The organism is Bacillus sp. ISL-7, assembly GCF_018613065.1.
In genome coordinates this window covers 278,308-300,973 of sequence record NZ_JAGGQW010000035.1, presented here as the reverse complement: position 1 = coordinate 300,973, position 22,666 = coordinate 278,308, and the positions used below count along the sequence as shown (strand labels likewise).

27 protein-coding genes, 1 riboswitch and 1 other annotated feature are annotated in these 22,666 nt (G+C 39.1%); of the genes, 14 read left to right on the top strand and 13 right to left on the bottom strand.

Annotated elements, in window-relative coordinates; all coding sequences use genetic code 11:
* Positions 1–232: 232 nt before the first annotated feature.
* Positions 233–1,168, bottom strand: coding sequence for a metal ABC transporter solute-binding protein, Zn/Mn family (locus tag J7E66_RS14740; protein ID WP_215001204.1), 936 nt, complete (start codon positions 1,166–1,168; stop codon positions 233–235).
* 214 nt (positions 1,169–1,382) lie between these two features.
* Here J7E66_RS14740 and J7E66_RS14735 point away from each other — a divergent pair, with 214 nt between their 5' ends.
* Positions 1,383–1,955, top strand: a complete 573-nt coding sequence (locus tag J7E66_RS14735; protein WP_215001202.1) for a beta-class carbonic anhydrase — start codon at positions 1,383–1,385, stop codon at positions 1,953–1,955.
* On the opposite strand, the gene yidD is transcribed toward J7E66_RS14735, so the two are convergent.
* Complete coding sequence (yidD, locus tag J7E66_RS14730) at positions 1,952–2,179, bottom strand: membrane protein insertion efficiency factor YidD (RefSeq protein WP_214717689.1); 228 nt, start codon at positions 2,177–2,179, stop codon at positions 1,952–1,954. The genes J7E66_RS14735 and yidD overlap by 4 nt on opposite strands.
* A gap of 141 nt (positions 2,180–2,320) precedes the next feature.
* Here yidD and J7E66_RS14725 point away from each other — a divergent pair, with 141 nt between their 5' ends.
* Positions 2,321–2,794: an S-ribosylhomocysteine lyase gene (locus J7E66_RS14725; RefSeq protein ID WP_215001200.1), complete on the top strand. Its 474-nt coding sequence runs from the start codon at positions 2,321–2,323 to the stop codon at positions 2,792–2,794.
* Positions 2,795–2,855: 61 nt separating this feature from the next.
* Here J7E66_RS14725 and ytzI read toward each other — a convergent pair whose 3' ends face one another.
* Together ytzI and J7E66_RS14715 are read right to left on the bottom strand one after the other, a co-directional pair.
* Entirely contained in the window at positions 2,856–3,029 is a 174-nt protein-coding gene (gene ytzI, locus J7E66_RS14720; RefSeq protein ID WP_214733186.1) for a YtzI protein, read from the bottom strand.
* A 110-nt stretch (positions 3,030–3,139) separates the two neighbouring features.
* Positions 3,140–3,397 carry a DUF6154 family protein gene (locus J7E66_RS14715; RefSeq protein WP_066258317.1) on the bottom strand — a complete coding sequence of 86 codons (258 nt, stop codon included), beginning with the start codon at positions 3,395–3,397 and terminating at the stop codon, positions 3,140–3,142.
* Positions 3,398–3,598: 201 nt separating this feature from the next.
* Between J7E66_RS14715 and J7E66_RS14710 the strand changes: the two genes are divergently transcribed.
* Complete coding sequence (locus tag J7E66_RS14710; RefSeq protein WP_215001198.1) at positions 3,599–3,916, top strand: hydrolase; 318 nt, start codon at positions 3,599–3,601, stop codon at positions 3,914–3,916.
* An 87-nt stretch (positions 3,917–4,003) separates the two neighbouring features.
* Positions 4,004–4,477, top strand: a complete 474-nt coding sequence (ytkD, locus tag J7E66_RS14705; RefSeq protein ID WP_215001196.1) for an RNA deprotection pyrophosphohydrolase — start codon at positions 4,004–4,006, stop codon at positions 4,475–4,477.
* 21 nt (positions 4,478–4,498) lie between these two features.
* On the opposite strand, the gene J7E66_RS14700 is transcribed toward ytkD, so the two are convergent.
* The 3 genes from J7E66_RS14700 to J7E66_RS14690 are packed head-to-tail and all read right to left on the bottom strand — an operon-like array spanning position 4,499 to position 7,048.
* A complete protein-coding gene (locus J7E66_RS14700) occupies positions 4,499–5,305 on the bottom strand; it encodes an ABC transporter permease (protein ID WP_215001194.1) in 807 nt (268 codons plus the stop codon).
* A complete protein-coding gene (locus J7E66_RS14695) occupies positions 5,286–6,062 on the bottom strand; it encodes an ABC transporter ATP-binding protein (protein ID WP_215001192.1) in 777 nt (258 codons plus the stop codon). Before J7E66_RS14695 ends, J7E66_RS14700 begins: the two co-directional genes overlap by 20 nt.
* 20 nt (positions 6,063–6,082) lie before the next feature.
* Complete coding sequence (locus tag J7E66_RS14690; protein WP_374103852.1) at positions 6,083–7,048, bottom strand: ABC transporter substrate-binding protein; 966 nt, start codon at positions 7,046–7,048, stop codon at positions 6,083–6,085.
* Between the two features lie 175 nt (positions 7,049–7,223).
* Here J7E66_RS14690 and J7E66_RS14685 point away from each other — a divergent pair, with 175 nt between their 5' ends.
* Positions 7,224–8,018 carry an alpha/beta hydrolase family protein gene (locus J7E66_RS14685; protein WP_215001188.1) on the top strand — a complete coding sequence of 265 codons (795 nt, stop codon included), beginning with the start codon at positions 7,224–7,226 and terminating at the stop codon, positions 8,016–8,018.
* A gap of 37 nt (positions 8,019–8,055) precedes the next feature.
* On the top strand, positions 8,056–8,298 hold the full coding sequence (locus tag J7E66_RS14680) for a DUF2584 domain-containing protein (RefSeq protein ID WP_168245394.1): 243 nt from the start codon (positions 8,056–8,058) through the stop codon (positions 8,296–8,298).
* Between the two features lie 229 nt (positions 8,299–8,527).
* Here the strand turns inward: J7E66_RS14680 and pckA are convergent, their stop codons facing one another.
* Positions 8,528–10,114, bottom strand: a complete 1,587-nt coding sequence (gene pckA / locus J7E66_RS14675) for a phosphoenolpyruvate carboxykinase (ATP) (RefSeq protein ID WP_215001186.1) — start codon at positions 10,112–10,114, stop codon at positions 8,528–8,530.
* 246 nt (positions 10,115–10,360) lie between these two features.
* Positions 10,361–10,500, top strand: a riboswitch (SAM riboswitch).
* Positions 10,501–10,700: 200 nt separating this feature from the next.
* Here pckA and metK point away from each other — a divergent pair.
* Together metK and asnB are read left to right on the top strand one after the other, a co-directional pair.
* Positions 10,701–11,900, top strand: a complete 1,200-nt coding sequence (gene metK, locus J7E66_RS14670) for a methionine adenosyltransferase (RefSeq protein ID WP_215001184.1) — start codon at positions 10,701–10,703, stop codon at positions 11,898–11,900.
* A gap of 280 nt (positions 11,901–12,180) precedes the next feature.
* Positions 12,181–14,085 carry an asparagine synthase (glutamine-hydrolyzing) gene (gene asnB, locus J7E66_RS14665; RefSeq protein ID WP_215001182.1) on the top strand — a complete coding sequence of 635 codons (1,905 nt, stop codon included), beginning with the start codon at positions 12,181–12,183 and terminating at the stop codon, positions 14,083–14,085.
* Between the two features lie 40 nt (positions 14,086–14,125).
* Here the strand turns inward: asnB and J7E66_RS14660 are convergent, their stop codons facing one another.
* On the bottom strand, positions 14,126–14,638 hold the full coding sequence (locus tag J7E66_RS14660; RefSeq protein WP_215001180.1) for a gamma carbonic anhydrase: 513 nt from the start codon (positions 14,636–14,638) through the stop codon (positions 14,126–14,128).
* A 146-nt stretch (positions 14,639–14,784) separates the two neighbouring features.
* Between J7E66_RS14660 and J7E66_RS14655 the strand changes: the two genes are divergently transcribed.
* Both J7E66_RS14655 and J7E66_RS14650 read left to right on the top strand, forming a co-directional pair.
* Positions 14,785–15,588 (top strand): alpha/beta hydrolase, encoded by an 804-nt coding sequence (locus J7E66_RS14655; protein WP_215001178.1) that lies wholly within the window; start codon positions 14,785–14,787, stop codon positions 15,586–15,588.
* A 5-nt stretch (positions 15,589–15,593) separates the two neighbouring features.
* Positions 15,594–16,688, top strand: a complete 1,095-nt coding sequence (locus tag J7E66_RS14650) for a tetraprenyl-beta-curcumene synthase family protein (RefSeq protein WP_374103849.1) — start codon at positions 15,594–15,596, stop codon at positions 16,686–16,688.
* A gap of 21 nt (positions 16,689–16,709) precedes the next feature.
* On the opposite strand, the gene mnmM is transcribed toward J7E66_RS14650, so the two are convergent.
* Positions 16,710–17,282, bottom strand: coding sequence for a tRNA 5-(aminomethyl)-2-thiouridylate-methyltransferase MnmM (gene mnmM, locus J7E66_RS14645; protein ID WP_215001174.1), 573 nt, complete (start codon positions 17,280–17,282; stop codon positions 16,710–16,712).
* Between the two features lie 5 nt (positions 17,283–17,287).
* Entirely contained in the window at positions 17,288–18,244 is a 957-nt protein-coding gene (gene mnmL / locus J7E66_RS14640; protein WP_215001172.1) for a tRNA modification radical SAM protein MnmL/YtqA, read from the bottom strand.
* A gap of 215 nt (positions 18,245–18,459) precedes the next feature.
* On the opposite strand from mnmL, the gene J7E66_RS14635 reads away from it, so the two are divergent.
* The 3 genes from J7E66_RS14635 (at position 18,460) to J7E66_RS32315 (ending at position 19,406) form a co-directional block, all read left to right on the top strand.
* Entirely contained in the window at positions 18,460–18,729 is a 270-nt protein-coding gene (locus J7E66_RS14635; RefSeq protein WP_088089319.1) for a YtzC family protein, read from the top strand.
* Positions 18,726–18,905, top strand: a complete 180-nt coding sequence (locus J7E66_RS14630; protein ID WP_088089318.1) for a glycogen biosynthesis protein GlgD — start codon at positions 18,726–18,728, stop codon at positions 18,903–18,905. The genes J7E66_RS14635 and J7E66_RS14630 overlap by 4 nt, the downstream gene beginning before the upstream one ends.
* A gap of 369 nt (positions 18,906–19,274) precedes the next feature.
* Positions 19,275–19,406 (top strand): hypothetical protein, encoded by a 132-nt coding sequence (locus tag J7E66_RS32315; protein ID WP_285289222.1) that lies wholly within the window; start codon positions 19,275–19,277, stop codon positions 19,404–19,406.
* Between the two features lie 182 nt (positions 19,407–19,588).
* On the opposite strand, the gene J7E66_RS14625 is transcribed toward J7E66_RS32315, so the two are convergent.
* Complete coding sequence (locus J7E66_RS14625) at positions 19,589–20,488, bottom strand: IS3 family transposase (RefSeq protein ID WP_308162510.1); 900 nt, start codon at positions 20,486–20,488, stop codon at positions 19,589–19,591.
* Positions 20,489–20,499: 11 nt separating this feature from the next.
* Positions 20,500–20,808, bottom strand: coding sequence for a transposase (locus J7E66_RS14620; RefSeq protein ID WP_215001170.1), 309 nt, complete (start codon positions 20,806–20,808; stop codon positions 20,500–20,502).
* A gap of 249 nt (positions 20,809–21,057) precedes the next feature.
* Here J7E66_RS14620 and J7E66_RS14615 point away from each other — a divergent pair, with 249 nt between their 5' ends.
* On the top strand, positions 21,058–22,251 hold the full coding sequence (locus J7E66_RS14615) for an MDR family MFS transporter (protein ID WP_215001168.1): 1,194 nt from the start codon (positions 21,058–21,060) through the stop codon (positions 22,249–22,251).
* A gap of 158 nt (positions 22,252–22,409) precedes the next feature.
* Positions 22,410–22,631: a binding site (T-box leader), on the top strand.
* The last annotated feature ends 35 nt before the right edge of the window (positions 22,632–22,666 follow it).

Genomic DNA, 22,666 nt, shown 5'->3' with positions numbered 1-22,666 from the left:
AACAAGCAACTTTATCTTCTATTTCGGAAGAAAGTTGCTTTTTTTGTCTTTTGTTCAACCATAAAAAATAAAAACGTAAGTTTTTCAGTGCCCTCCGCTTAGCGCCGAGGAGGCTCCCCGGACCGCCCGCGGAAAGCGAAGCGTCTGAAGCGGAAATCAACATCCAAATTTAAAAGAGAATATATAAAAATGAACCAGGTCAAAAGCTGCCTGGTTCATTTCATCTTTAAATTTAGTTATTTAAGGCTATTTCTAATGATTCAAGATTTTTATTCATTAATGAAAAATAGGTTTCTTTGTTTTTGATGTTGTCGGTAGACAAAACAGCAAGATTATGAATGTGTAATGCCTTTGCCCCAATTTCTTTTTGAACAATTTTTCCAAGTTTTGATTGGACATTTTGTTCGAAAAGCATATAGTGTATACCATCATGTTCAGCTACAGAAATAATTTTTTCTAATTCCTTTTGGGTTGGCTCATTAGCAGTCGAAAGACCAGATATGCTGATTTGTTCAATCCCATAACGTTTTTCCCAATAACTGAACGCCGCATGTGTAACGATAATCTTTTTATGCTTCGCATGTGTAAGCGTCTGCTTATATTTAGTATTTAGTTCATCTAACTTTTGGGCAAGTTGTTTAAAATTCTCATTGAATAGTTCTTTGTGCTGCGGCATTTGTTTAATTAATGAATCACGGATGACAGCAGCCATTTCCTTTGAATAAATGGGGTCAAGCCATACATGTGGGTTGACATCCGAATTGCTATGGTCATGTTCTTCTTCATGTGAATCGTCGCTTTTTGGGAGTTTTAGTTCCTCAGCCGTTGGGACTAATGTTACATGTTCATTTTTCAATGTTCCCTTTGCTTTTTCCACAAATCCTTCAAGTCCAAGTCCAATGTAGAAAAATAAGTCGGAATCGGCTAAATTCATCATATCCTTTTGGGATGGTTCAAATGTGTGTTCATCTGCCCCAGGGGGATAGATCGTTTTTACATTTACATATTTTCCACCAATTTGTGCAGTAAAATATTGAAGTGGGAATACTGTTGTATAAATAGTTAACTGGTCCTTCTTTTTTTGTACATGGTCTTTACTATTTGAACACGCGGACAACAGAAGACTTAATGGTAACAGAAAAGAAAGGAAAAGGATGATTTTTTTCATAAAGACTCCTTCAATATATTATTAAATCGGATTAATTACGATTTAATATCGAAATTTTTTTTGAATTCTGAATGATTACGAATGTATAATACGGAACGATTCCGATTTCCATTTGTATCTTACAAAAAAAATTCCTTAAAAGCAAGTAAAAAATTTTGTTTCATCATTAAAAATTAGGTATGCTTAGAAAGAAACAATAGAAAGGATGGTTATCATGAGTAACCCTACATTATTGAATGAGCTCTTAGACTATAATAAAAAATTTGTGGAGAACCACGAATATGAAAAGTATGAAACAACTAAATTTCCTAATAAACGTATGGTGATTCTTACATGTATGGATACCAGACTATTGGAATTATTGCCGAAAGCATTGAATTTGGGAAATGGTGATGCGAAGCTCATAAAAGACGCCGGCGGCCTAGTGTCACACCCTTTTGGAAGTGTGATGAGAAGTATACTGATTGCTGTTTATCAATTGAAGGCTCAAGAGGTTTTAGTCATTGCCCATTATGATTGCGGCATGAGCGGTCTTAAAGCTGAACCAGTGATCGAGAGTATGATGGAGCGTGGAATATCAGAAGAAACGATTGATACGCTTACATATTCTGGCATCAACATTAAAAAATGGCTTCATGGATTTGATAATGTGACCGAGAGTGTTGAGCACAGTGTAGATATCATAAAAAATCATCCATTAATGCCAAAGGGTGTTCCTGTTCATGGATTGGTCATCGACCCAAAGACAGGAAAGCTTGATTTAATTGTTGATGGCAATAAGAATTAAAGCTTCTCTTTTTCAGGAACAGGATCCAAGCCACCAGGATGAAAGGGATGACATTTTGATATCCTTTTGATAGTGAGCCAGCCGCCTTTTAAAGCACCAAACCGCCCAATCGCTTCCAGCCCATAATGGGAACAAGTAGGATAAAAACGGCAGGTCGGCGGTTTTATAGGTGAGATAACAATTTGATAAAAACGTATAATCGCTAGGAAGGCTTTTTTTAACATGCCAATCTCTCCTTAACTACAATTAACTACAAGATACCATAAATAAATAATATCGTCTAAATTGTTAATTGTATGTAAGTGGATGAAAAAACTCGGAATTTATTGTATGATAAATGGTAGATAAAAAAAGGAGTGATATCGATGCCTTCAGTTGAAAGCTTTGATTTAGATCATAACGCTGTTAAAGCCCCTTATGTGAGACATTGCGGGGTCCACAAAGTTGGAAGTGACGGTGTTGTTAATAAATATGATATTCGCTTTTGCCAGCCCAATAAACAGGCGATGAAACCTGATGTCATTCATACACTAGAGCACTTGCTTGCCTTTAATCTTCGTGAGCACTCCGAGAAGTATGATCACTTTGATATTATCGATATTTCACCAATGGGCTGCCAAACCGGCTATTACCTTGTTGTCAGCGGCGAGCCGACTGTGGAGGAAATCATTGATCTTCTTGAGGATACAATGAAGGCTGCAGTTAAAATCGTCGAAATTCCTGCTGCAAATGAACGACAATGCGGCCAAGCAAAACTGCATGATTTGGAAGGCGCTAAACGTTTAATGCGTTTCTGGCTTGAACAAAGCAAGGAAGACCTTAAACAGGTATTTGCTTAATTAGATAAGCTGAAGCTAGACAAATAATAAAAATTCCTATTCTACTTGAATAGGAATTTTTTTAAGCTTTATTTTGATCCTGATTATGTTCTTGGTCCTTCTCTTGGTCAAGATATGGATTATTTTCTATTGGGTCCACAGTATGTTTATATGTGTAGGCTTTAGAAGTGGTGCCCACGGCTAGAAGAAGGACAATGATAACAATAATAATACAAATAACAGCTACTACATACATTCGTGTGAATGCCTCCTTTTTTCTTTATTGTAGCATAAATGGATGCTTTCTTGAGAAAAGAAAAAGGGAAGCCCGTGTTTGAACTTCCTTCCTTATGTTTTTATGTACAATCAATGAATATTTCGAGGATGATAAGTATTTGTGCGATGTTGTCCGTACTCTTCTTGGGCAAATTTACCTTTCAAACTTTCAATTAAATAAATACCCATTAAATTGTATAATTCCTGCTTATCCATTTCTTGGATTAAAGCAAGTAGATCCTCATGTGACATCTCTTCTAAAAAGGCAAATGCCAGCATGTCGATATCCTCTTCATCACCGGTTAGCTTGTTTCGGTACATTTCGTACAACTCATCAACTAATTTCATTTCGATACACCTCCTAGTTATTCTTTTCCCTTATAAGTATAAAATAATTCTACCTTAACCGTTTGTAAATTAACAGAAAAATCTGTTTCTTTGATTGTATGTTTATTATAGCGTATTCATTTCTAAAAAAATAATCGAAATTTGACAAAGAATAAATTTTTTCTATTTGCAAATTACTAATGAGTAAAAGGGGATGACATAATGGATCAGCAAAAGAAGACCTATTATATAGATGTTGGAAGCGGTGAAATATCTCAAAGTGCAACAAGTTCAACCTGGAGCTATAAAATACAGGCAGATAATGAAGAAATAACCCAGCTGCGCGAGCTTTTTGACCAAAACTATTCCACCGAGTGGAAAAACTTCATTAGAGCCCATGTGCCTTATGTTGAGTATCATTATGACCGTGAAAACGATGCATATGACAGTACGATTCAGCAAGTATATGGGATGTTGCATAAACTTGGTGACGAGGAAGCAAAAAATCATATTGAAAGTATGAATATTCTACCAAAATAAAATTTTCACCTGTAAGAAAAATCCTAACTTTAGGATTTTTCTTTTTTTTATTATAATTAAGTATAAAATAGTTGAGGCGGAAATTAGATGATGCGATTTTTAGATGAAAATGGGAATCCAGTAGAATTGTCGTTTTTACCAAATGCTTTCGAAGAGGCAGCAAAACATGTGTTAGTTATTTGCCAATATGGGGAAGAGTGGCTATTGACGAACCATAAAAAAAGAGGACTTGAATTTCCGGGTGGAAAAATGGAATCAGGGGAAACTCTTGAGGAGGCAGCCCACCGAGAAACTTATGAAGAGACAGGTGCAATCCTAGGTGAGCTAAAATTTATTGCTGAGTATAAATTTACCGACCCGATGAGGTCTTATGTGAAGGCTGTCTTTTGGGGAAAGGTCGCTAGGGTTGAAGAAACGACTAGTTACCACGAAACCAATGGTCCTGTTGTTGTTAAAGGAGATATATTGCAACAGCGATTTGGGGATGATTACAGCTTTATTATGAAAGACCAAGTCGTCGAGCAATGCGTTAAACTCATTCAAAAGCACGAAAAAGAATAGCAGAAAGTACATGACAATCCACTATTCTTTGATAATTTTTTTCTCTAATAATTCAACAAGCTGGTACATAATGGTAGCAAATACCGCGATAACCAAAAGTGATAAGAAAACAAGTGTAAAATTAAATACTTGGAAGCCATAAATGATCATGTATCCAAGTCCTCTAGAGGATACTAGGAATTCACCTACGATCACACCGACCCAAGACAGACCGACATTTACCTTAAGAGTAGAAATAATCGTTGGAAAACTCGCAGGGAGGATAGCTTCTTTGAAGCATTGCCAACGAGTAGCTCCGAAAGTTTGGAGTACTTTAAGATAATTCGGATCCACCTCTTTAAATGAGGTGTATACCACAATGGTGGTAATGATAATTGAGATAATCGCGCCCATGGCAATAATCGATGAGTACCCAGGACCTAGCACCACAATCAAAATGGGCCCTAATGCGACTTTCGGCATGGCATTTAAAATAACAAGATAAGGATCAAGCACCCTTGAAATCATTGGTGACCACCAGAGGATAGCAGCTAATATCGTACCCAGTAGTGTGCCTAGAATAAATCCCAGGACGGTTTCCGTTAAGGTTACCCCAATATTGCTAACTAAAGTACCATCCTGGATTTTTTCCAGGAGTAAGTTCCATATCTTTGAGGGAGAACTGAAAAGAAGCGGGTCAATCCACTGTTTTTGACTAAACAATTCCCAACTAGAGAAAAAGACGATAAAAATGATCGCCTGATAAAATCCGACCCATCTTTTTTCAACCTGCAGTGATTGAATATAATTTTTATGGAGGAGTTCCAGCTTATTCTTTTTCTGGCTCAAGAGACTCCAACTCCTTCCATATGGTTTGAAAGATACTTGAAAATGCCTCGTGATTCCTTGCTTCAAATGGGGATATATTTCTTAGTTCCTCCGGCATCGTAAATGTTTTATAGATTCTCCCTGGACTTGGTGAAAGCAGAAAAACGCGATCGCTCATGGCAATAGCCTCACCAATATCGTGAGTAACGAGAATAGCTGTTTTTCCAAATTCATCTAATGTTTGTGATACTAAATCCTCCAATTTAAGCTTAGTTTGATAATCGAGAGCGGAAAAAGGTTCATCAAGCATAAGCAGTTTTGGTTCTGTGGCAAGCGTCCGGACGAGAGCCACCCGCTGCCTCATACCCCCAGATAACTGCCTAGGAAGCTGTTTTTCCACCCCTGTTAATCCGATTTGGCTTAACAGGCCAAGGGCAGCCAATCTTGTTTTTTGGTTCAACTGCTTTGATAACTTCAAACCGATCAGGATATTCTCTTCAATCGTTTTCCAAGGGAACAAATAATCTTGTTGGAGCATATAACCGATTTGGTTTTTTGCGGTAGTTACCGGCTTTTTTTCTAACAAGACAGTACCTTGCGTTGGTTTAAGCAAACTAGAAATAATGGAAAGCAGAGTCGTCTTACCACAGCCGCTTGGGCCGAGGAGGGAGACAAACTCGCCCTCCTCCACTGTTAATGAAATGTCGGAGAGGGCCGTGGTGGCAGAGGCTTTAGTAAAATAGGTGTGATGAATATTTTGAACGGTCAAAAAGCTCATAAGGACGGCCTCCCTTTCCTTTATTCTTTTATTATCTTTTCAGCTATCTCTGTATTTACAAGTGTTTGATGATCTACTTCTTTTGGCAGTACTCCTGCTTCGTTCATGATGTTTTGTAGATTGTTCCACTCCTCTTGGTCAAGGATAGGATCTGTTGCAAAAGATCCTTGATTTTTATAACGCTCAACAACAGTGGTCATAATTTCTAAATCTGTATCTGGAAAAAACGGTTCCACCGCTTTTGCAATTTCCTCAGCACTGTGCGACTCTACCCATTGTTGAGCTTTGTAAATTGCTCGTGTGAACTTTTCAATCGTTCCCTTATTTTCTTTCATATAGCTTTCCTTGGACATAAACGTAGTATATGGTACGTGGCCAGACTCTTTACCGAAGGAAGCAACAATATGACCTTTTCCTTCTTTTTCAAAAATACTTGCCGTTGGCTCAAATAATTGCACAAATTCGCCCGTTCCAGAAGCAAAGGCATTGGCAATATTGGCGAAATCAATGTTCTGGATTAGGTTCAAATCCTTTTGAGGATCAATCCCATGCTTCTTTAAAACAAATTCACCGACCATCTGTGGCATGCCGCCTTTACGTTGCCCTAAGAAGGTTTTTCCTTTTAAGAGGTCCCATGAGAAATTATCAATCTTTTCTCTAGCAACGAGGAAAGTACCATCGGTCTGGGTTAATTGTGCAAAATTGATGACGGGGTCGTTTGCTCCTTGGGCATAAACGTAAATCGATGTTTCTGAACCAACTAGGGCAACGTCGGCCCCCCCAGAAATCAGAGTGGTCATGGTTTTGTCGCCGCCGGGTGTTGTTGTTAGCGTGACGTCTAAACCTTCAGCTTTGAAAAATCCTTTGGCTAGGGCAACATACTGCGGGGCATAGAAAATGGACCGGGTAACTTCAGCGATTCGAACTTTCTCAAGTTTCTTTGTTTCATTTTTTGTGGAGCTATTACAAGCGACAAGTGAAAACATAAGTATAGTGATGAGCAGAAAGGAGAAACTGAACTTTAACGATTTTTTCATGAAGCGAGCCTCCTTATTTATCATAAAAAATCTGGGCTAATTGCCTAAGATATCGTATGAAGAGGAGAAAAATGTGTGAATGCCTAGAGAGAATAAATTTTATAAAAAAAGGGAAGTTTTGCTGATGAGCCAATACAATGACGGAAAGATTGTTGATATCACGCGCTTTCCTTCTCCAAATCCAAATATTGAATTAAAAGTAATCACTTACCTTTCCAATGGATTACGAGTGAAAGGCATGCTTGCGGAACCGATTGGGGAAGGTGAGTATGATGGATTCCTTTATTTACGCGGCGGCATTAAAAATGTTGGTAAAGTTCGACCAGCAAGGATTGCCCAGTTCGCAGCTGAGGGCTTTGTTGTTTTTGCACCTTATTATCGTGGAAATCAAGGTGGGGAAGGCAATGAGGATTTTGCCGGGGACGACAGGGAAGACGCCTTTTCCGCCTTTTTGCTGTTAAAATCTATTCCCAGAGTACGTGAAATACATATATTTGGGTTCTCGCGGGGTGGTGTAATGGCGCTTTTGACAGGAATTGAATTCCCTGAGACCGCGTCTGTTGTCAGCTGGGGCGGGGTCAGTGATATGTCTCTCACCTATTTGGAACGTAAAGATTTACGGAGAATGATGAAGAGGGTCATTGGCGGAACCCCTCAGAAATTTCCGGAACGGTATCAAGACAGGACCCCTCTTTATCAAATAGAAAAAATCAAAGCCCCTGTCCTGATTATCCATGGTGCTAAAGACGGAAATGTTTCGGTGGAGCACGCGTATCGTCTTGAAAGAAGGCTGAGGTTAGTAGAAAAACCAGTCGAAGCATGGTATTTTAACGAATTTACACATTACTTCCCACCAGCAGTAAATAGAAAAGTCGTGAATGATTTAACGAAGTGGATGAAAAGTCACCGTAAAAGATGATAATATATAGGTATTACAAGTAGAGGAGCGGATGTTTATGGGTATGCCTCTTGAGTTAAATACGATGATAGTAACTAAAGGTAGAGAGAAACGAGTGGAAGAAAACGTCTTTTTGCTAGAAAAAGAAGGGTACAGACTTTATCCAATCGAGATTCCGATTGATGTAAGAAAAACAATCGATAGTGATTCAAGTGGTACCGCATTGATAAAAAAAGTCGAGTTGCAAAATAACAGCACGACCATAACCTATCAATTAATATCATTAAATTCGACTAACTAATGTAAGAAAAGCGCAGGCGCCCTGTTCAGCGGCGTATGGCCTGGAGCGCTCCAACTGAGATAAAGGAAACACGAAGAGCCGAAGGAGATTCGATGTTTACTTATCGTAGGGCGGAGAGCGAAGGACACTAGCCGCTAGGGCGCTGGAGCTGGACAATTTTCAAAGTCGAAATTTATACCTTCTTATCTGGTAAGAAAGCCCATATCGAATCGATATGGGCTTTTCTATATTATGCTATTGGTCCGCCTTTTTCTTCAATATCACGTGAAACATTAGTGAATTTTTTAAAGTTTTCGCGGAACTTTGCGGCTAATTCTTTTGCTTTCTTTTCATATGCTTGCGAATCCGACCAAGTTTTAATCGGCTGTAGGACTTCGTCTGGTACACCTGCAATATGGAGCGGAATATTTAATCCAAAGATCTCGTCCTTGACCGTCTCCACATGGTTTAATTCTCCCTCAAGAGCAGCTTGAACCATAGCGCGCGTGTAGGTAAGTTTCATTCGATTACCGACCCCATATTCGCCGCCGGTCCAGCCAGTATTGACTAGAAAAACATTGGCATTGTGTTCAAGTATTTTTTCACCGAGCATATCTGCGTAACGAGTCGCAGGCAGAGGCAGGAATGGAGCACCAAAGCAAGTGGAGAAGGTAGCTTGTGGTGACGTTATTCCACGCTCTGTTCCGGCTAGTTTTGAGGTGTAGCCACTTAAAAAGTGATACATTGCTTGTTCCTTTGTTAATTTTGAAATTGGAGGCAATACTCCGAATGCATCAGCGGTTAAAAAGACAATCGTATTTGGATGGCCAGCGACGCTTGGTTGAACAATATTATCAATTGCGTGAATCGGATAAGCGGCACGTGTATTTTCGGTCAACGTTCCATCATCATAATCAGGGATTCTTGATTCCTGATTCAATGTTACATTTTCTAGGACAGTTCCAAAGCGGATGGCATCAAAGATTTGTGGCTCCTTTTCACGAGAAAGATTGATACATTTTGCGTAGCAGCCCCCCTCGATATTAAAGACACCATTAGAGGACCAACCGTGCTCATCATCACCAATTAATCGACGATTGGAATCCGCTGATAAGGTTGTTTTGCCAGTTCCAGACAAGCCAAAGAATAAAGCAACATCGCCTTCAATCCCAACATTGGCAGAACAGTGCATCGAAAAAATATTGTTTTCAGGCAGTAAATAATTCATTACAGAAAAAATTGACTTTTTCATTTCCCCTGCGTATTCTGTACCACCTATTAAAACAATTCTTTTTTCAAAAGAAATCATAATAAATGCTTCCGAGTTGGTACCATCGATAGCCGGATCTGCCTTGAAATTAGGTGCAGAAATAACGGTAAATCCAGCATCATGGGTAAGTAGTTCAGCATCCGACGGGCGAATAAATAACTGGTGTACAAATAAATTTTGCCACGCTAATTCATTTACCACCTGGATGGATAAACGTGATTTTTTATCAGCACCCGCAAATCCTTTAAAAACAAAGATCTCATTTTTCTGTTGTAAATAATTAATGACCTTTTGATAAAGCTTTGTAAAAACCGGTTCTGAAATTGGTTGATTGGTCGTGCCCCATTCAATTTTGTCTTTAGTTGAATCTTCTAAAACAATGAATTTATCCTGTGGAGACCGGCCAGTATACTTTCCAGTAGCGACACTAATTGCTCCCGTAGAAGTTAATGCTCCTTCATGACGGGTTAAGACTTTCTCAACTAATTGAGGAACAGATAATTGCACATGAACATGACTTTCATTTAACAATTGATTTAATTCATTAGGAGTATCAACAGAATTCATTTAATGAGACCTTCCTTTATTTGTTTTTAGATTGTTAATAATATAAAAAGTATAACACATTAGCTGAATTGATGTATCCTATTTAACTGGATTTATATATTATAAAACTTTAATTGAAGATATAAAAAAAATTTATAAAAGAAACTAACATATTTCGTATATTTCCCATTTTGTTGAAAAACATTTCTTAAAAAATTCATTGACATTGTTGGGCAGTGTGATATTATTCTAATTTGAACGGATACTCTCTTATCCTGAGCTGGTGGAGGGACAGGCCCAATGAAACCCAGCAACCTGCAGTATGAAAAGATTGACCACTTAAAAGGTCCTTTTCAGGATGCGAAGGTGCTAATCTGACGCAAGGCTTTGACCTTGAACGATAAGAGCGAAAGGCCCGGAACAACCTTTCCTCTCTGGTAAGGTTTTTTGTTTTGTATAAGTCCTTTATGAAAAGAGTCTCTAATAAAAATCCTTTGTTAATTACATACTAAGGGAATGAGTACCGTATCAAATTCTCGATGTTTAAGGAAGTATTCCTGTAACCTTTCTAAAACCTCGATTATCTCATATTATAGGAGGAATTCAGATGTCAACAAAACGTCGTTTGTTCACTTCTGAATCAGTTACTGAGGGTCATCCTGATAAGATCTGTGACCAAATTTCTGATTCCATTTTAGATGCTATTTTAGCAAGGGATGCTAATGCCCGTGTTGCGGCTGAAACTTCAGTAACAACAGGACTAGTGCTAGTAGCAGGAGAAATCACCACATCTACCTACGTGGATATTCCAAAAATTGTGCGTGAAACGATTAAAAACATCGGCTACAATCGCGCGAAATTCGGTTTTGACTCAGAAACCTGTGCTGTTTTAACATCTATTGATGAACAGTCTCCAGATATCGCCATGGGTGTTGACCAAGCTTTGGAAGCGCGTGAAGGTCAAATGTCTGATGAACAAATCGAAGCAATTGGTGCAGGGGACCAAGGTTTAATGTTTGGTTTTGCTTGTAATGAAACAAAAGAGCTTATGCCTCTTCCTATTTCACTAGCGCACAAACTTGCTCGCCGTTTAACAGAAGTACGTAAAGATAAGGTTCTTGATTACTTACGTCCAGACGGAAAAACACAAGTAACGGTTGAATATGATGAGAACGATAAACCAGTACGCATTGATACGATTGTTATTTCCACTCAACACAATCCTGAAGTTGAATTAGAGCAAATTCAACGTAACTTGAAGGAATATGTTATTAATCCGGTAGTTCCAAAAGAATTAATCGATGAAAAGACAAAATACTTTATTAATCCAACCGGCCGTTTCGTTATTGGCGGACCACAAGGGGATGCTGGCTTAACAGGCCGTAAAATCATCGTAGATACGTATGGTGGATATGCTCGCCATGGCGGTGGTGCATTCTCTGGTAAGGATCCTACAAAAGTGGACCGTTCAGCTGCCTACGCCGCACGTTATGTTGCCAAAAATATCGTTGCTGCTGGCCTTGCTGATAAGGTAGAAGTTCAACTTGCCTATGCAATTGGAGTTGCTAGACCCGTTTCGATTGCAGTTGATACGTTTGGGACAGGTAAAGTGAGCGAGGACGTGTTAGTTGATTTAGTAAGTGAAAACTTCGACCTTCGTCCTGCAGGTATCATTAATATGTTGGATCTTCGTCGCCCAATTTACCAACAAACAGCAGCTTATGGTCATTTTGGCCGTACAGATGTGGATCTTCCTTGGGAGCGCACAGATAAAGTAGATACATTACGCCAACAAGCAAATCTATAAAACGTTATGGGGGTTACATTCTACATGTAGCTCCCGTTTTTATTTCTCCGTCTATTTACCTGTATAGTAATTCAATTAGTGAATAAAATGTAATGTTTAGGCAGGTCAAAAGAAGTAAAAAATGATGATAATTAATTTGCCTATTGTTCACAGTGCAATTTTAATAAAAAAAGTGGTAGTATTAGAGAGTATGTTTTTCTGTCTAGCACCAGCGCAAGGCGTTTGCGCATTGGAGCAATACGTCCTTTTAAAGGATATTTAGAATGAGGTGAAGTACATAATGTGTGGTTTTATCGGTTGTGTACACGACAAAACACAAAACTATAGTGATGAGCAAAAACAACAATTTAAAAATATGAACGATATTATAACTCATCGCGGGCCGGATGATGATGGTTTTTATTATGATGATCATATCCAATTTGGGTTCCGCCGTTTAAGTATCATTGATATTGAGAGTGGTCATCAACCGCTTACGTATGAAAATGAACGATATTGGATTATCTTTAATGGTGAAGTTTATAACTATGTGGAACTGCGCGAGGAACTATTGAGCGAAGGATTAACCTTTTCAACTAGCTCTGATACCGAGGTTATTATTGCACTCTACAGCCATTTGAAGGAAAAAGCCGTCGAAAAACTACGCGGAATGTTCTCCTTTGTCATCTGGGATAAACAAGAACAAACTCTTTATGGCGCGCGTGATCCGTTCGGGATTAAACCGTTTTTTTATTTTGAAGATGGTGAAAGAACATTTTTTGCCTCTGAGAAAAAGAGTATTCTATTGGGGCTCGAAAATGATGTTATTAACTATGATTCCTTGCAGCATTATTTGACCTACCAATTTGTTCCTGAACCAACCACCATGTCTGATGGTATTAAGAAATTAGAGCCAGGTCATTTTTTTACCAAAAAGATTGGCTCACCAATGGAAATCAAAAGATATTGGAAAGCACACTTTAAACCAGTTCACAAATCAGAGCCTGACTTTATCAAGGAAATTAAAGATGTCCTGTTCGATTCTGTAAAAATGCACATGCGCAGTGATGTTCCAGTAGGCTCATTCCTTTCTGGCGGGATTGATTCTTCGATTATTGCATCGATTGCAAAAGAATATCACCCTGCGATTAAAACCTTTTCGGTAGGTTTTGAGCATAATGGATTCAGTGAAATTGATGTCGCAAAAGAGACAGCTGAGAAGCTTGGTGTCGAAAATATCAGCTATGTGATTTCACCGCAGGAATATATGAATGAAATTCCAAAAATTATGTGGCATATGGATGATCCGCTGGCAGACCCTGCTTGTGTCCCGCTTTATTTTGTTGCCCGTGAAGCGAGAAAGCACGTAACCGTTGTTCTTTCAGGTGAAGGTGCAGATGAATTATTTGGCGGCTACAATATTTATCACGAGCCGCAATCCTTAGAGGTGTTTAATAAAATTCCGAGAGCAGGAAAAGTGCTTTTAAAAGGGATAGCGGGTATGATGCCTGAGGGAATGAGAGGAAAAAGCTTTATCGAACGCGGTGTAACTCCAATGGAAGAACGTTACATTGGTAATGCGAAAATGTTTACCGAAGAAGAAAAGCGCGAACTACTAAATGTCTATCGTGAGGGATTAGATTACACTGATATAACTAAGCCGCTTTACGCTGAATCGCGTGGTTATGATCCTGTTGACCGGATGCAGTATATTGATATCCATACATGGATGCGCGGCGATATTTTGCTGAAGGCCGATAAAATGACGATGGCTCATTCCTTAGAACTTCGTGTGCCATTCCTTGATAAAGCGGTCTTCGAAGTGGCATCAAAAATTCCGACCAGCCTGAAAACAGTGCATGGAACGACGAAGTATATCTTACGTAAAGCAGCCGAAGGTGTTGTACCTGCCCATGTACTTGATCGGAAGAAACTAGGGTTCCCTGTACCAATCCGTCATTGGTTAAAGGATGAAATGAACGAATGGGCGAAGAAGATCATCCGCGAAAGCAATACGGATCATTTGATCAATAAATCATATGTGCTTCAATTGCTTGAAGACCATTGCCAAGGTAAAGCCGATAACAGCAGGAAGATTTGGACTGTGCTGATGTTCATGGTATGGCATCAAGTATATGTTGAAGATATCTATTCCTTTCAACGTGATTACGCACTAGAAAAGGCCCTGCAAACATCGAAAAATTAATCGTAAAAGCACCCAAATTTCTTGGGTGCTTTTGCTTTTTTTATTTTTGAAGTGACTTATAATATTGTCCCTTTTCTGCATATTCTGTAGAGATTCTTACCATATCTTTTATGTCTTCTGGTGTTAATTCTCTAATAACTTTTGCCGGTCTGCCAAATGCTAAGGTATTAGGGGGAATTTTTTTCCCTTGCGGAACCAGACTGCCGGCTCCAATAAAAGCACCCTCGCCGATTTCAGCATTATCAAGAATGATGGAACCCATTCCTATTAACGCTTTTTTTCGAATGATACAACTGTGTAGAATAACCTGATGACCAATCGTTACTTCATCTTCTAAAATTAGCGGGTTATTGGGGCTTTGGTGTAAGATAGAATTATCTTGTATATTTACTTTCTTACCAATAATGGTTGGGGCTACGTCCCCTCTGATAACGGTGTTAAACCAAACACTTGATTCATCGCCAATCTCAACATCACCGGTAATCGTTACATAGTCGGCAATATAAGCAGTATCAGCTATGCGGGGATACTTCCCTTTAAATGGATAAATCATTATTCTCGCTCCTTTTACATGATGATTCTATTTTATCGGAAGTATGAAGTGATTCACAAAAAATTTGTCTTTTTTATTAAAAAAGGACTAAAGATAGTTTGAAACTTTCCAACAATAGGTAATTACTAATTCCAGGGGGGAAAACTATGTGGAAGTGGGAAGCAGAAGGAGAAGCGAAGGCTGTAATCGTGATCGTCCATGGAGCTATGGAACATCATCGCCGTTATGGCTGGCTGATTGAAATGTGGCGTTCGGCTGGATTCCATATCATTATGGCAGATCTTCCGGGGCAAGGGATGACAACAAGAGCAAACCGCGGCCATATTAATTCCTTCGATGAATATATTTTCGAGGTGAAAGATTGGATACAGGCTGCTTATCGTTATGATTTACCTGTCTTTTTACTTGGTCACAGTATGGGCGGCTTGATCTCAATCCGTCTATTACAGGAAGAAAGATTGAATATTGCTGGAGTCATTCTTTCTTCCCCATGTTTAGGGTTAGTTCATACCCCTTCAAAATTTTTAGATATTCTATCGCATGGTCTGAATGTGGTTTTCCCTTCACTACGGATGAATTCCGGATTGACGGTCCAAATGGCGACAAGAAACGAAGAAGTAAGGGAAGCCGATTCAAATGATACTCTCTATATTACCAAGGTATCGATCAGATGGTATCGGGAACTGGTAGGGGCGATAAAAGAGGCATTTCAAGACCTTGAAAAAATACAGGATATTCCCATGCTTGTCATGCAAGGTGGAGATGACAAAATTGTAAATAAAGGCACCGTAAAAGAATGGTTCAATCATGTTCCATTATCTGAAAAAAGATTTAAGGAATGGCCGAAATGTTACCATGAAATCTTTAATGAACCAGAGCGGGAAGAGGTATTTGAGTATGCAAAGGATTTTGTTTTAAGTCAATTAAAAGCAATAGGTTATATTGTTTAGAAAGGTTGTCGGTTTCAATGATGCCAATCACCCTTATGTCTAGGGTATATCGCAAAATACTTCCAGCAGTACACAAAGAATTGGCTTATTGGAAAAGCCGTGCTGAAAACATTCCGAATGCGGAGCTAAGAACCCAAGCTCTCGCAAGCATTGAGCATAAAACATTCCATTGTGAAGGTGGAGCCATCCTCGCACTAACTGCTAAAGAGGACTATAAAAAAGCCATAAAATTTATCGTTGCCTATCAAACCATCAGTGATTATCTAGATAATCTTTGTGACAGAAGTACCTCCCTTGATCCTGAGGATTTTGCAGCACTCCATGAATCGATGTCAGATGCATTTGTTCTACAGGCTGGCAAAAAAAACTATTACCGGCTCCGCGTGGATCAGGATGATGATAATTATTTGTATGATTTATCGGAAACCTGTCGTTCTGTCTTAAGAGAAGTAAATAATTATGATGGAATCAAAGATTACTTGCTTGAGCTTTGCCAATACTATTGTGATTTACAAATTCACAAGCATGTAACTCAAGAGGAGAGAGTCCCTCGTCTTGAAAAATGGTTTCAAACCAACCAATACCAGCTGCCTGAAATGGAATGGTATGAATTCTCGGCATGTTCCGGTTCTACCTTAGGAATTTTTTGCCTCATATCCTATGCGCTTCGTGATGATTTTCAGCTGAGTGATGCAGAAAATATCAGGAATGGGTACTTTCCATATATTCAGGGCTTACATATTTTATTGGATTATTTTATTGATCAAGAGGAGGACATCGCGGGAGGGGACTTGAATTTTTGTTCCTATTATCAAAGTGAGGAAAAACTTTTTCAGCGGTTGAAGCATTTTGTGGTTGAAGCTGACCGGCACACGGAATACCTTCCGCATAAGAACTTCCATCGCCTGATTAATCGTGGTCTGTTAGGAATTTATTTATCAGATGCCAAGGTCCGCAAACAGAAAAACGTCCGTAAACTGGCAAAAGGCATTATCAAGTCGGGCGGCTGGATTAGCTATTTCTTTTATTTCAATGGTCTTGCCTACCGTTCTGTGCAAAAATCAGTACCGGCATTTGTAACAAGGTTAATGACAAAATAAACCAGGCGCGAGCCTGGTTAGTTATATTTTTTCAATCGCAATAATAAATGCTGGATGATTTTGTTGATTAATAAATTGGTATTGGAGCACATGTGCCGTTTTCTGGTCCATTTGCTGGCAATAGGCAAGCAAAGAATCACGCTCCTCGGCACCGCCTTTGTGACCATGATAAATAACAAGCACGATGATTCCTTCAGGTGCCATGATCTCTAATAGTTGTTGAATGGCAGCAATCGTTGTTTTAGGACGGGTTACAATTGCTTTATCACTGCCAGGAAGATAACCTAAGTTAAAAATTGCACCTGAAATCTTACCGTGATGGATGTCGGGAATCAATTGGGATAGATGTTCATGACCTGAATGAAAAATCGTGACTCGCTCTAACATGCACTTCTGTTTCAGACGTTCCTTGCTGGCAACAATGGCTTCATTCTGAATATCAAATCCAAATACTTGCCCTGATTCACCAACAAGCTCTGCTAAGAAAACAGTATCATAGCCATTTCCTACTGTCGCATCAATAACGACATCCCCAGGTTTAACCGCTTTAATGAGTAGACTTTTCGCAAATGGAAGAATCTTATCTATGTTCATTGTTACTACACCAAGTTCCCCTGATAAAATTTACCCTGCCAACTGTTCCTTTCTTTCATTTTAGCATCAATCGCATTTAAGACTTCCCACTTGTTTACACTCCACATGGGTCCAACCATTAAGTCAATTGGTCCGTCTCCTGTGATTCGGTGAACAATCATTTCTGGTGGTAAAATTTCTAATTGGTCACATACTAAGTTTACATAGTCTTCCTGGGACAGAAACTCAAGTATTCCTTTTTCATATTGCTTGACCATGGGCGTTCCTTTTAACAAATGAAGCAAATGAATCTTTATTCCTTGCACGTCTAACTTGGCAACTTCATGCGCTGTTTCCATCATCATGTCATATGATTCAAGCGGCAGACCATTAATGATGTGAGAGCAGATGCGAATGCCATGTTTCCTAAGCTTAGTAACGCCGTCTTTATAGCACTGAAAGTCATGGGCACGATTAATAAGTGAGGCAGTCCGCTCATGAACCGTTTGAAGCCCTAATTCAACCCATAAATAGGTGCGTTGGTTTAATTCCGCTAAATACTCGACCACATCATCGGGCAGACAATCAGGACGAGTGGCGATTGATAAACCCACTACGCCTTCCTGATTTAGAACTGATTCGTATTTTTCGCGGAGAACATCTACAGGTGCATGGGTATTTGTAAATGCCTGAAAGTAGGCCATATATTTGCCATCTTTCCATTTCGTGTGCATTTTTTCTTTTATTTCGTTAAATTGTGTTTCCAAGGTTTCCACGCGATTACCAGCAAAATCACCTGATCCGGAAGCACTACAAAATGTGCATCCCCCGTGTGCCACAGTGCCGTCACGGTTCGGGCAGTCAAAACCCCCGTCGAGTGCAACCTTAAACACCTTATGACCAAATTGCCCACGAAGGTGGTAATTCCATGTATGGTAACGTTTATCATCAGAAGCATATGGAAAAGGTCTAGTCTGAATCAATCAGAAAACCTCCTTTATAAAAAGTAAAAGACATAACATCAATTTTATCACGATGTGACAAGCTTATCCAAATGTAATTATTAACGGACAGGGTTGGTAAAATTTATCCAACTGTTTATGTTATAGGAAAAAGAATGGAGAACACAATAAGAAATGAAGCATTATGCTTCTATAGATTCAAGGGGATTGAGTTATTACAGAAGGGGGTTCTAAAGATGGCTACTCGCGACTCAATGGACAACTTAATGCAGCAGGTTGAGGATGCAATTCGCTATGCCGAGGAACAGTACAAACAAAGCAGCCTTCAAGAGCATTATAATGATGATGATTACACAAAGGCACTGCAACAGCTTGAAGATACTTATCTGGACATTGCTAAAATGGCCCAAAGTGCTAATTCGCAGCAAAGGGACCAACTCCATAGAATGAGACTCCAGCTTCAGCAGCTTCAGAACACAATGATTCTAGAGGGGGAAAACCTTTGAAAAAGCGTTCCAAGCAACAAAACCCTGAACAGAAAACACGGAATGGAATTAATAATCAAGATCTGGAACTCGGACAAGATTTCGATCTTGTAAAACAAGCAAAGAAGAACTATGAAAAAACAGGCGGGCAGCCGGTGAAATCCAAATTTCACCAAGAAAAAGATCAATCATCTTAATATAAGGAAGGACCCTTCATTTTTTTTCGTTGAGGGGTCTTTTTTTTTCGCGAATAATATACCGGAAAATTACTAAAAAGTGTTAAAAATCACTTGAAATACTAATTTTTCAACAAAAGCACCTTGAAAATAGAAGGAAAACCTCGTTCATAATTTGGTAACAAGTGTTGTTTAATTTGTGATGTGCCGTCACAGTTTCCCCTTTTATATCATGGTTTAAATAAGGTATGGATTAACAAAATTTATCTCAAAATCTTACTTTTTGTTCGATAAATACGGCATAAGAATGGTTCGCCTAAAACCTCCCTTTTTTGAACTTTATGTGATCGAATTCACATTTTTTACCTTGTGGTGAAAGGAAGTAATTATATGAATAAATACATATTGATTGTCAGTATAATCCTTGCCTTTCTATTTCCCGCTAAGAGCTTTGCTGAAAATAGCAGCATTTTAAGTGTGGGAGGAATTATCGATTCAAGTAATGTCGGAATTGAATTATAGGGTTTGGCGGAATAAACGTGGATTTGGCGGAATATATGGAACGGATGGCGGAATCTGGACTTCTGTCAATAAAAAAGACATTTTTTAACCAGTAAGTGGCGTATTCTTTTCTTCCGCGCTTCGTATTCACTTCGCTTGGAGACCTCTGCCTGAAGGAACAATTAAAAAAACAATTGTTCCCTTCAGGCAGAAGATACTTGGTTCTCACTGGCATCTTTATTTTGCGCCAGTTCATACGCCAGTTCGTACTCCATAGGAGTGGCGTATCCAAGCGTGGAGTGTGTTCGTTTCCTGTTATAGAAATGGATATAAAATTCTACAGCTGCGATAGCCTCAGCTTTTGTATGAAACACAAACTTATAAAGATACTCTTTCTTCAATGACGCAAAAAATGATTCAACACAAGCATTATCATAAGGTGTAGCCTTCCTGCTCATACTGATTGTAGCTTTAGCAGCCATTAATTCTTCTATATATTTGTTTGAACAATACTGAGACCCACGATCTGAATGATGAATCCATCCCTTAGCTGGATTACGCAAAGCGACCGCTTCCTTTAGGGCACGAAGTGGCAATGTTTTGTCCATACAGTCATCAATGGCATAACTAATGACACGACGAGAAAACAAGTCTAAAACTGGATTAAGGTAAATAAACCCTTCACCAGTGTGGATGTAGGTGATATCTGTTACCCAAACACGGTTAGGAGCCTTAGGTTTGAAATTCCGATTTAAAACATTTGGATACACCGGCTTTTCATGATCTGAATCGGTTGTATTGATATACTTCTTTGGCTTGGTAGCGAACAAACCTAAATCTCTCATGCGGTTAGCTACTGTCTTTTGGGAAACGATCATATTGTCCCGATTTACAAGCCTTTCATCATGGATCCTGGGACTACCAAATGAAGATAGATTATCATAAAAATGAAACTTAATGCGCTCATCTAATAAAAAATTCCACTTTTCTTTTTCGGTTTCATCCCGACCCTGGCGCTTTTCCCACACATAATAACCGGAGGTTGATACACCCACTACTTTACACATCTTCACAATGGTATGTTCATTCTTATGGGACTGAATGAAAACAAACCTTAACTCTTTTCTTGCGTGAAGATGTGCATGGCCTTTTTTAAGATGGCGTTTTCCTCTTCCATCTCAAGTCTTTTTAATCTCTCTGCTTCAAACAATTCCTTGTATTCGGAAGCTGTGAGTAACTGTTTCTGGTTTGCTTTCTCCGCTTCCTGTTGTTTCTTACGGAAAGCACTGACCCATTTTTGAAGAGTGTCATAAGGGATTTTCAGTTCATTACAAATATCTACCTGTTTCCGACCATCTAGCACCACCAATTTAGAAACATACTCTTTAAATTCAATTGGATATTTTTTCTGATTTTTCGCCATGTTTTACCCGCCCTTTTTATAGTTGTATATGATTTAAACATGACGCCACTACCGGTGTCCACTTTTTATACTAGCTTCAGAATCAGCTTTAGAATCTACAGAGTTATTCCATATTTCACGAATTTTCTATCTTATACGCCGTATCATAGCCTCCTTTATATGGAAAAGAAAAAGAATTGCACCCCACTTGAAAAAGCATTAGAATAAATCTTTGGAAATTGAAAAGTGAAATGTGAAGGGGCGTTTTTTATGCCACGTGCCTTATGGCTCTTAATAATTGGAATGATCGTTAATGTAACAGGCTCTTCATTTTTATGGCCTTTAAATACAATCTATATTCACGACCATTTAGGGAAGTCCTTATCCGTAGCTGGAATTGTTTTAATGTTAAATTCCGCCGCTAGTGTGATCGGAAACCTTTATGGCGGAAGCCTATTCGATAAAATTGGCGGTTACAAATCTATTATTTTAGGAATTAGTATTACGCTTGCAGCCCTTGTTGGCTTAACATTCTGGCACGGCTGGCTAGCATATATTGTCTTCCAAATCATTATTGGATTTGGTACGGGAATTATTTTTCCATCGATGTATGCCATGGCAGGATCAGTTTGGAAAGAAGGCGGGCGTAAAGCCTTTAACGCCATTTATGTTGCCCAAAACCTTGGAGTAGCCTTGGGTGCATCTCTTGGAGGGATTGTTGCAGCTCATTCCTTTCAACTAATTTTCCTTGCAAATACTGTCATGTACGTCCTCTTTTTACTCATAGCGGTATTTGGCTATAAGGGAATCTTAGTGGATTCAGGAAAACAAGGAACGATCGATATAAATGTTCCAACCGTTACGAACAGAAAAAATCTGTATGCCTTATTGATACTGTGTACAGGTTATTTGCTGTGCTGGGTGGCCTATGTACAATGGCCAACGACGATTGCGTCGTATACACAGGAAATCCATATCTCTTTAACGCAATATAGTTTATTATGGTCGATAAACGGAGCCCTCATTGTCGTTGGTCAACCGCTTTTAAATAGTGTGTTGAAACATCTAACCGCCTCACTCAAACTACAAATGATTATTGGCATTGGTATTTTTATTGTTTCATTTTTAGTCGCAGGGAAGGCAACGGTATTCTCAGGATTTCTTGTCGGGATGATCATCCTAACAATCGGTGAAATGTTCATCTGGCCGGCTGTGCCTACAGTTGCTTTCGACTTAGCCCCAAAGGGCCGTGAAGGCTTCTACCAAGGAATCGTCAACAGTACAGCAACAGGTGGAAGAATGGTTGGACCCTTAATGGGAGGAATGATCGTCGACATGTATAACATGTCAGCACTATTCATAGTTTTGATTGTGTTATTCCTAATCGCAATCATAACAACATTACTATATGATCGAAGTTTAAAAACGAAAATGGTGTCAGGCACCATCCATGGACAAATATAGGATTTGTCCGTGTGGGGAGGACGGTGGGGGTTCATATGCTCCCACTGTTTTTTTGTTTAAAAGGTGGAAATTTTGTCTATCCTGAATCTAGGCGATTGTTTGGGTTGCATACTTACTGAAAATTTAATACAATAACCGTAATACTTTATATTAATATTGAAAAGACAGTGATCAGGAGTAGTAATGATTCATACCCGCAAATAGAGAGTTGACGGCTGGTGGAAGTCAACCGGGTACATCATGAACTCGCCTTTGAGTTGCAAGCGTGAAGGAATAGTAAGGCTTGCCGTTTTCCGCGTTAAGGATGAATGAAGCGAGTGCAGTCAGCACTAATGTGGGTGGTACCGCGGGAAGATACATACAATCCTCTCGTCCCTTTTAGGGATGAGGGGTTTTTTATTTTTTTTTAGGAGGA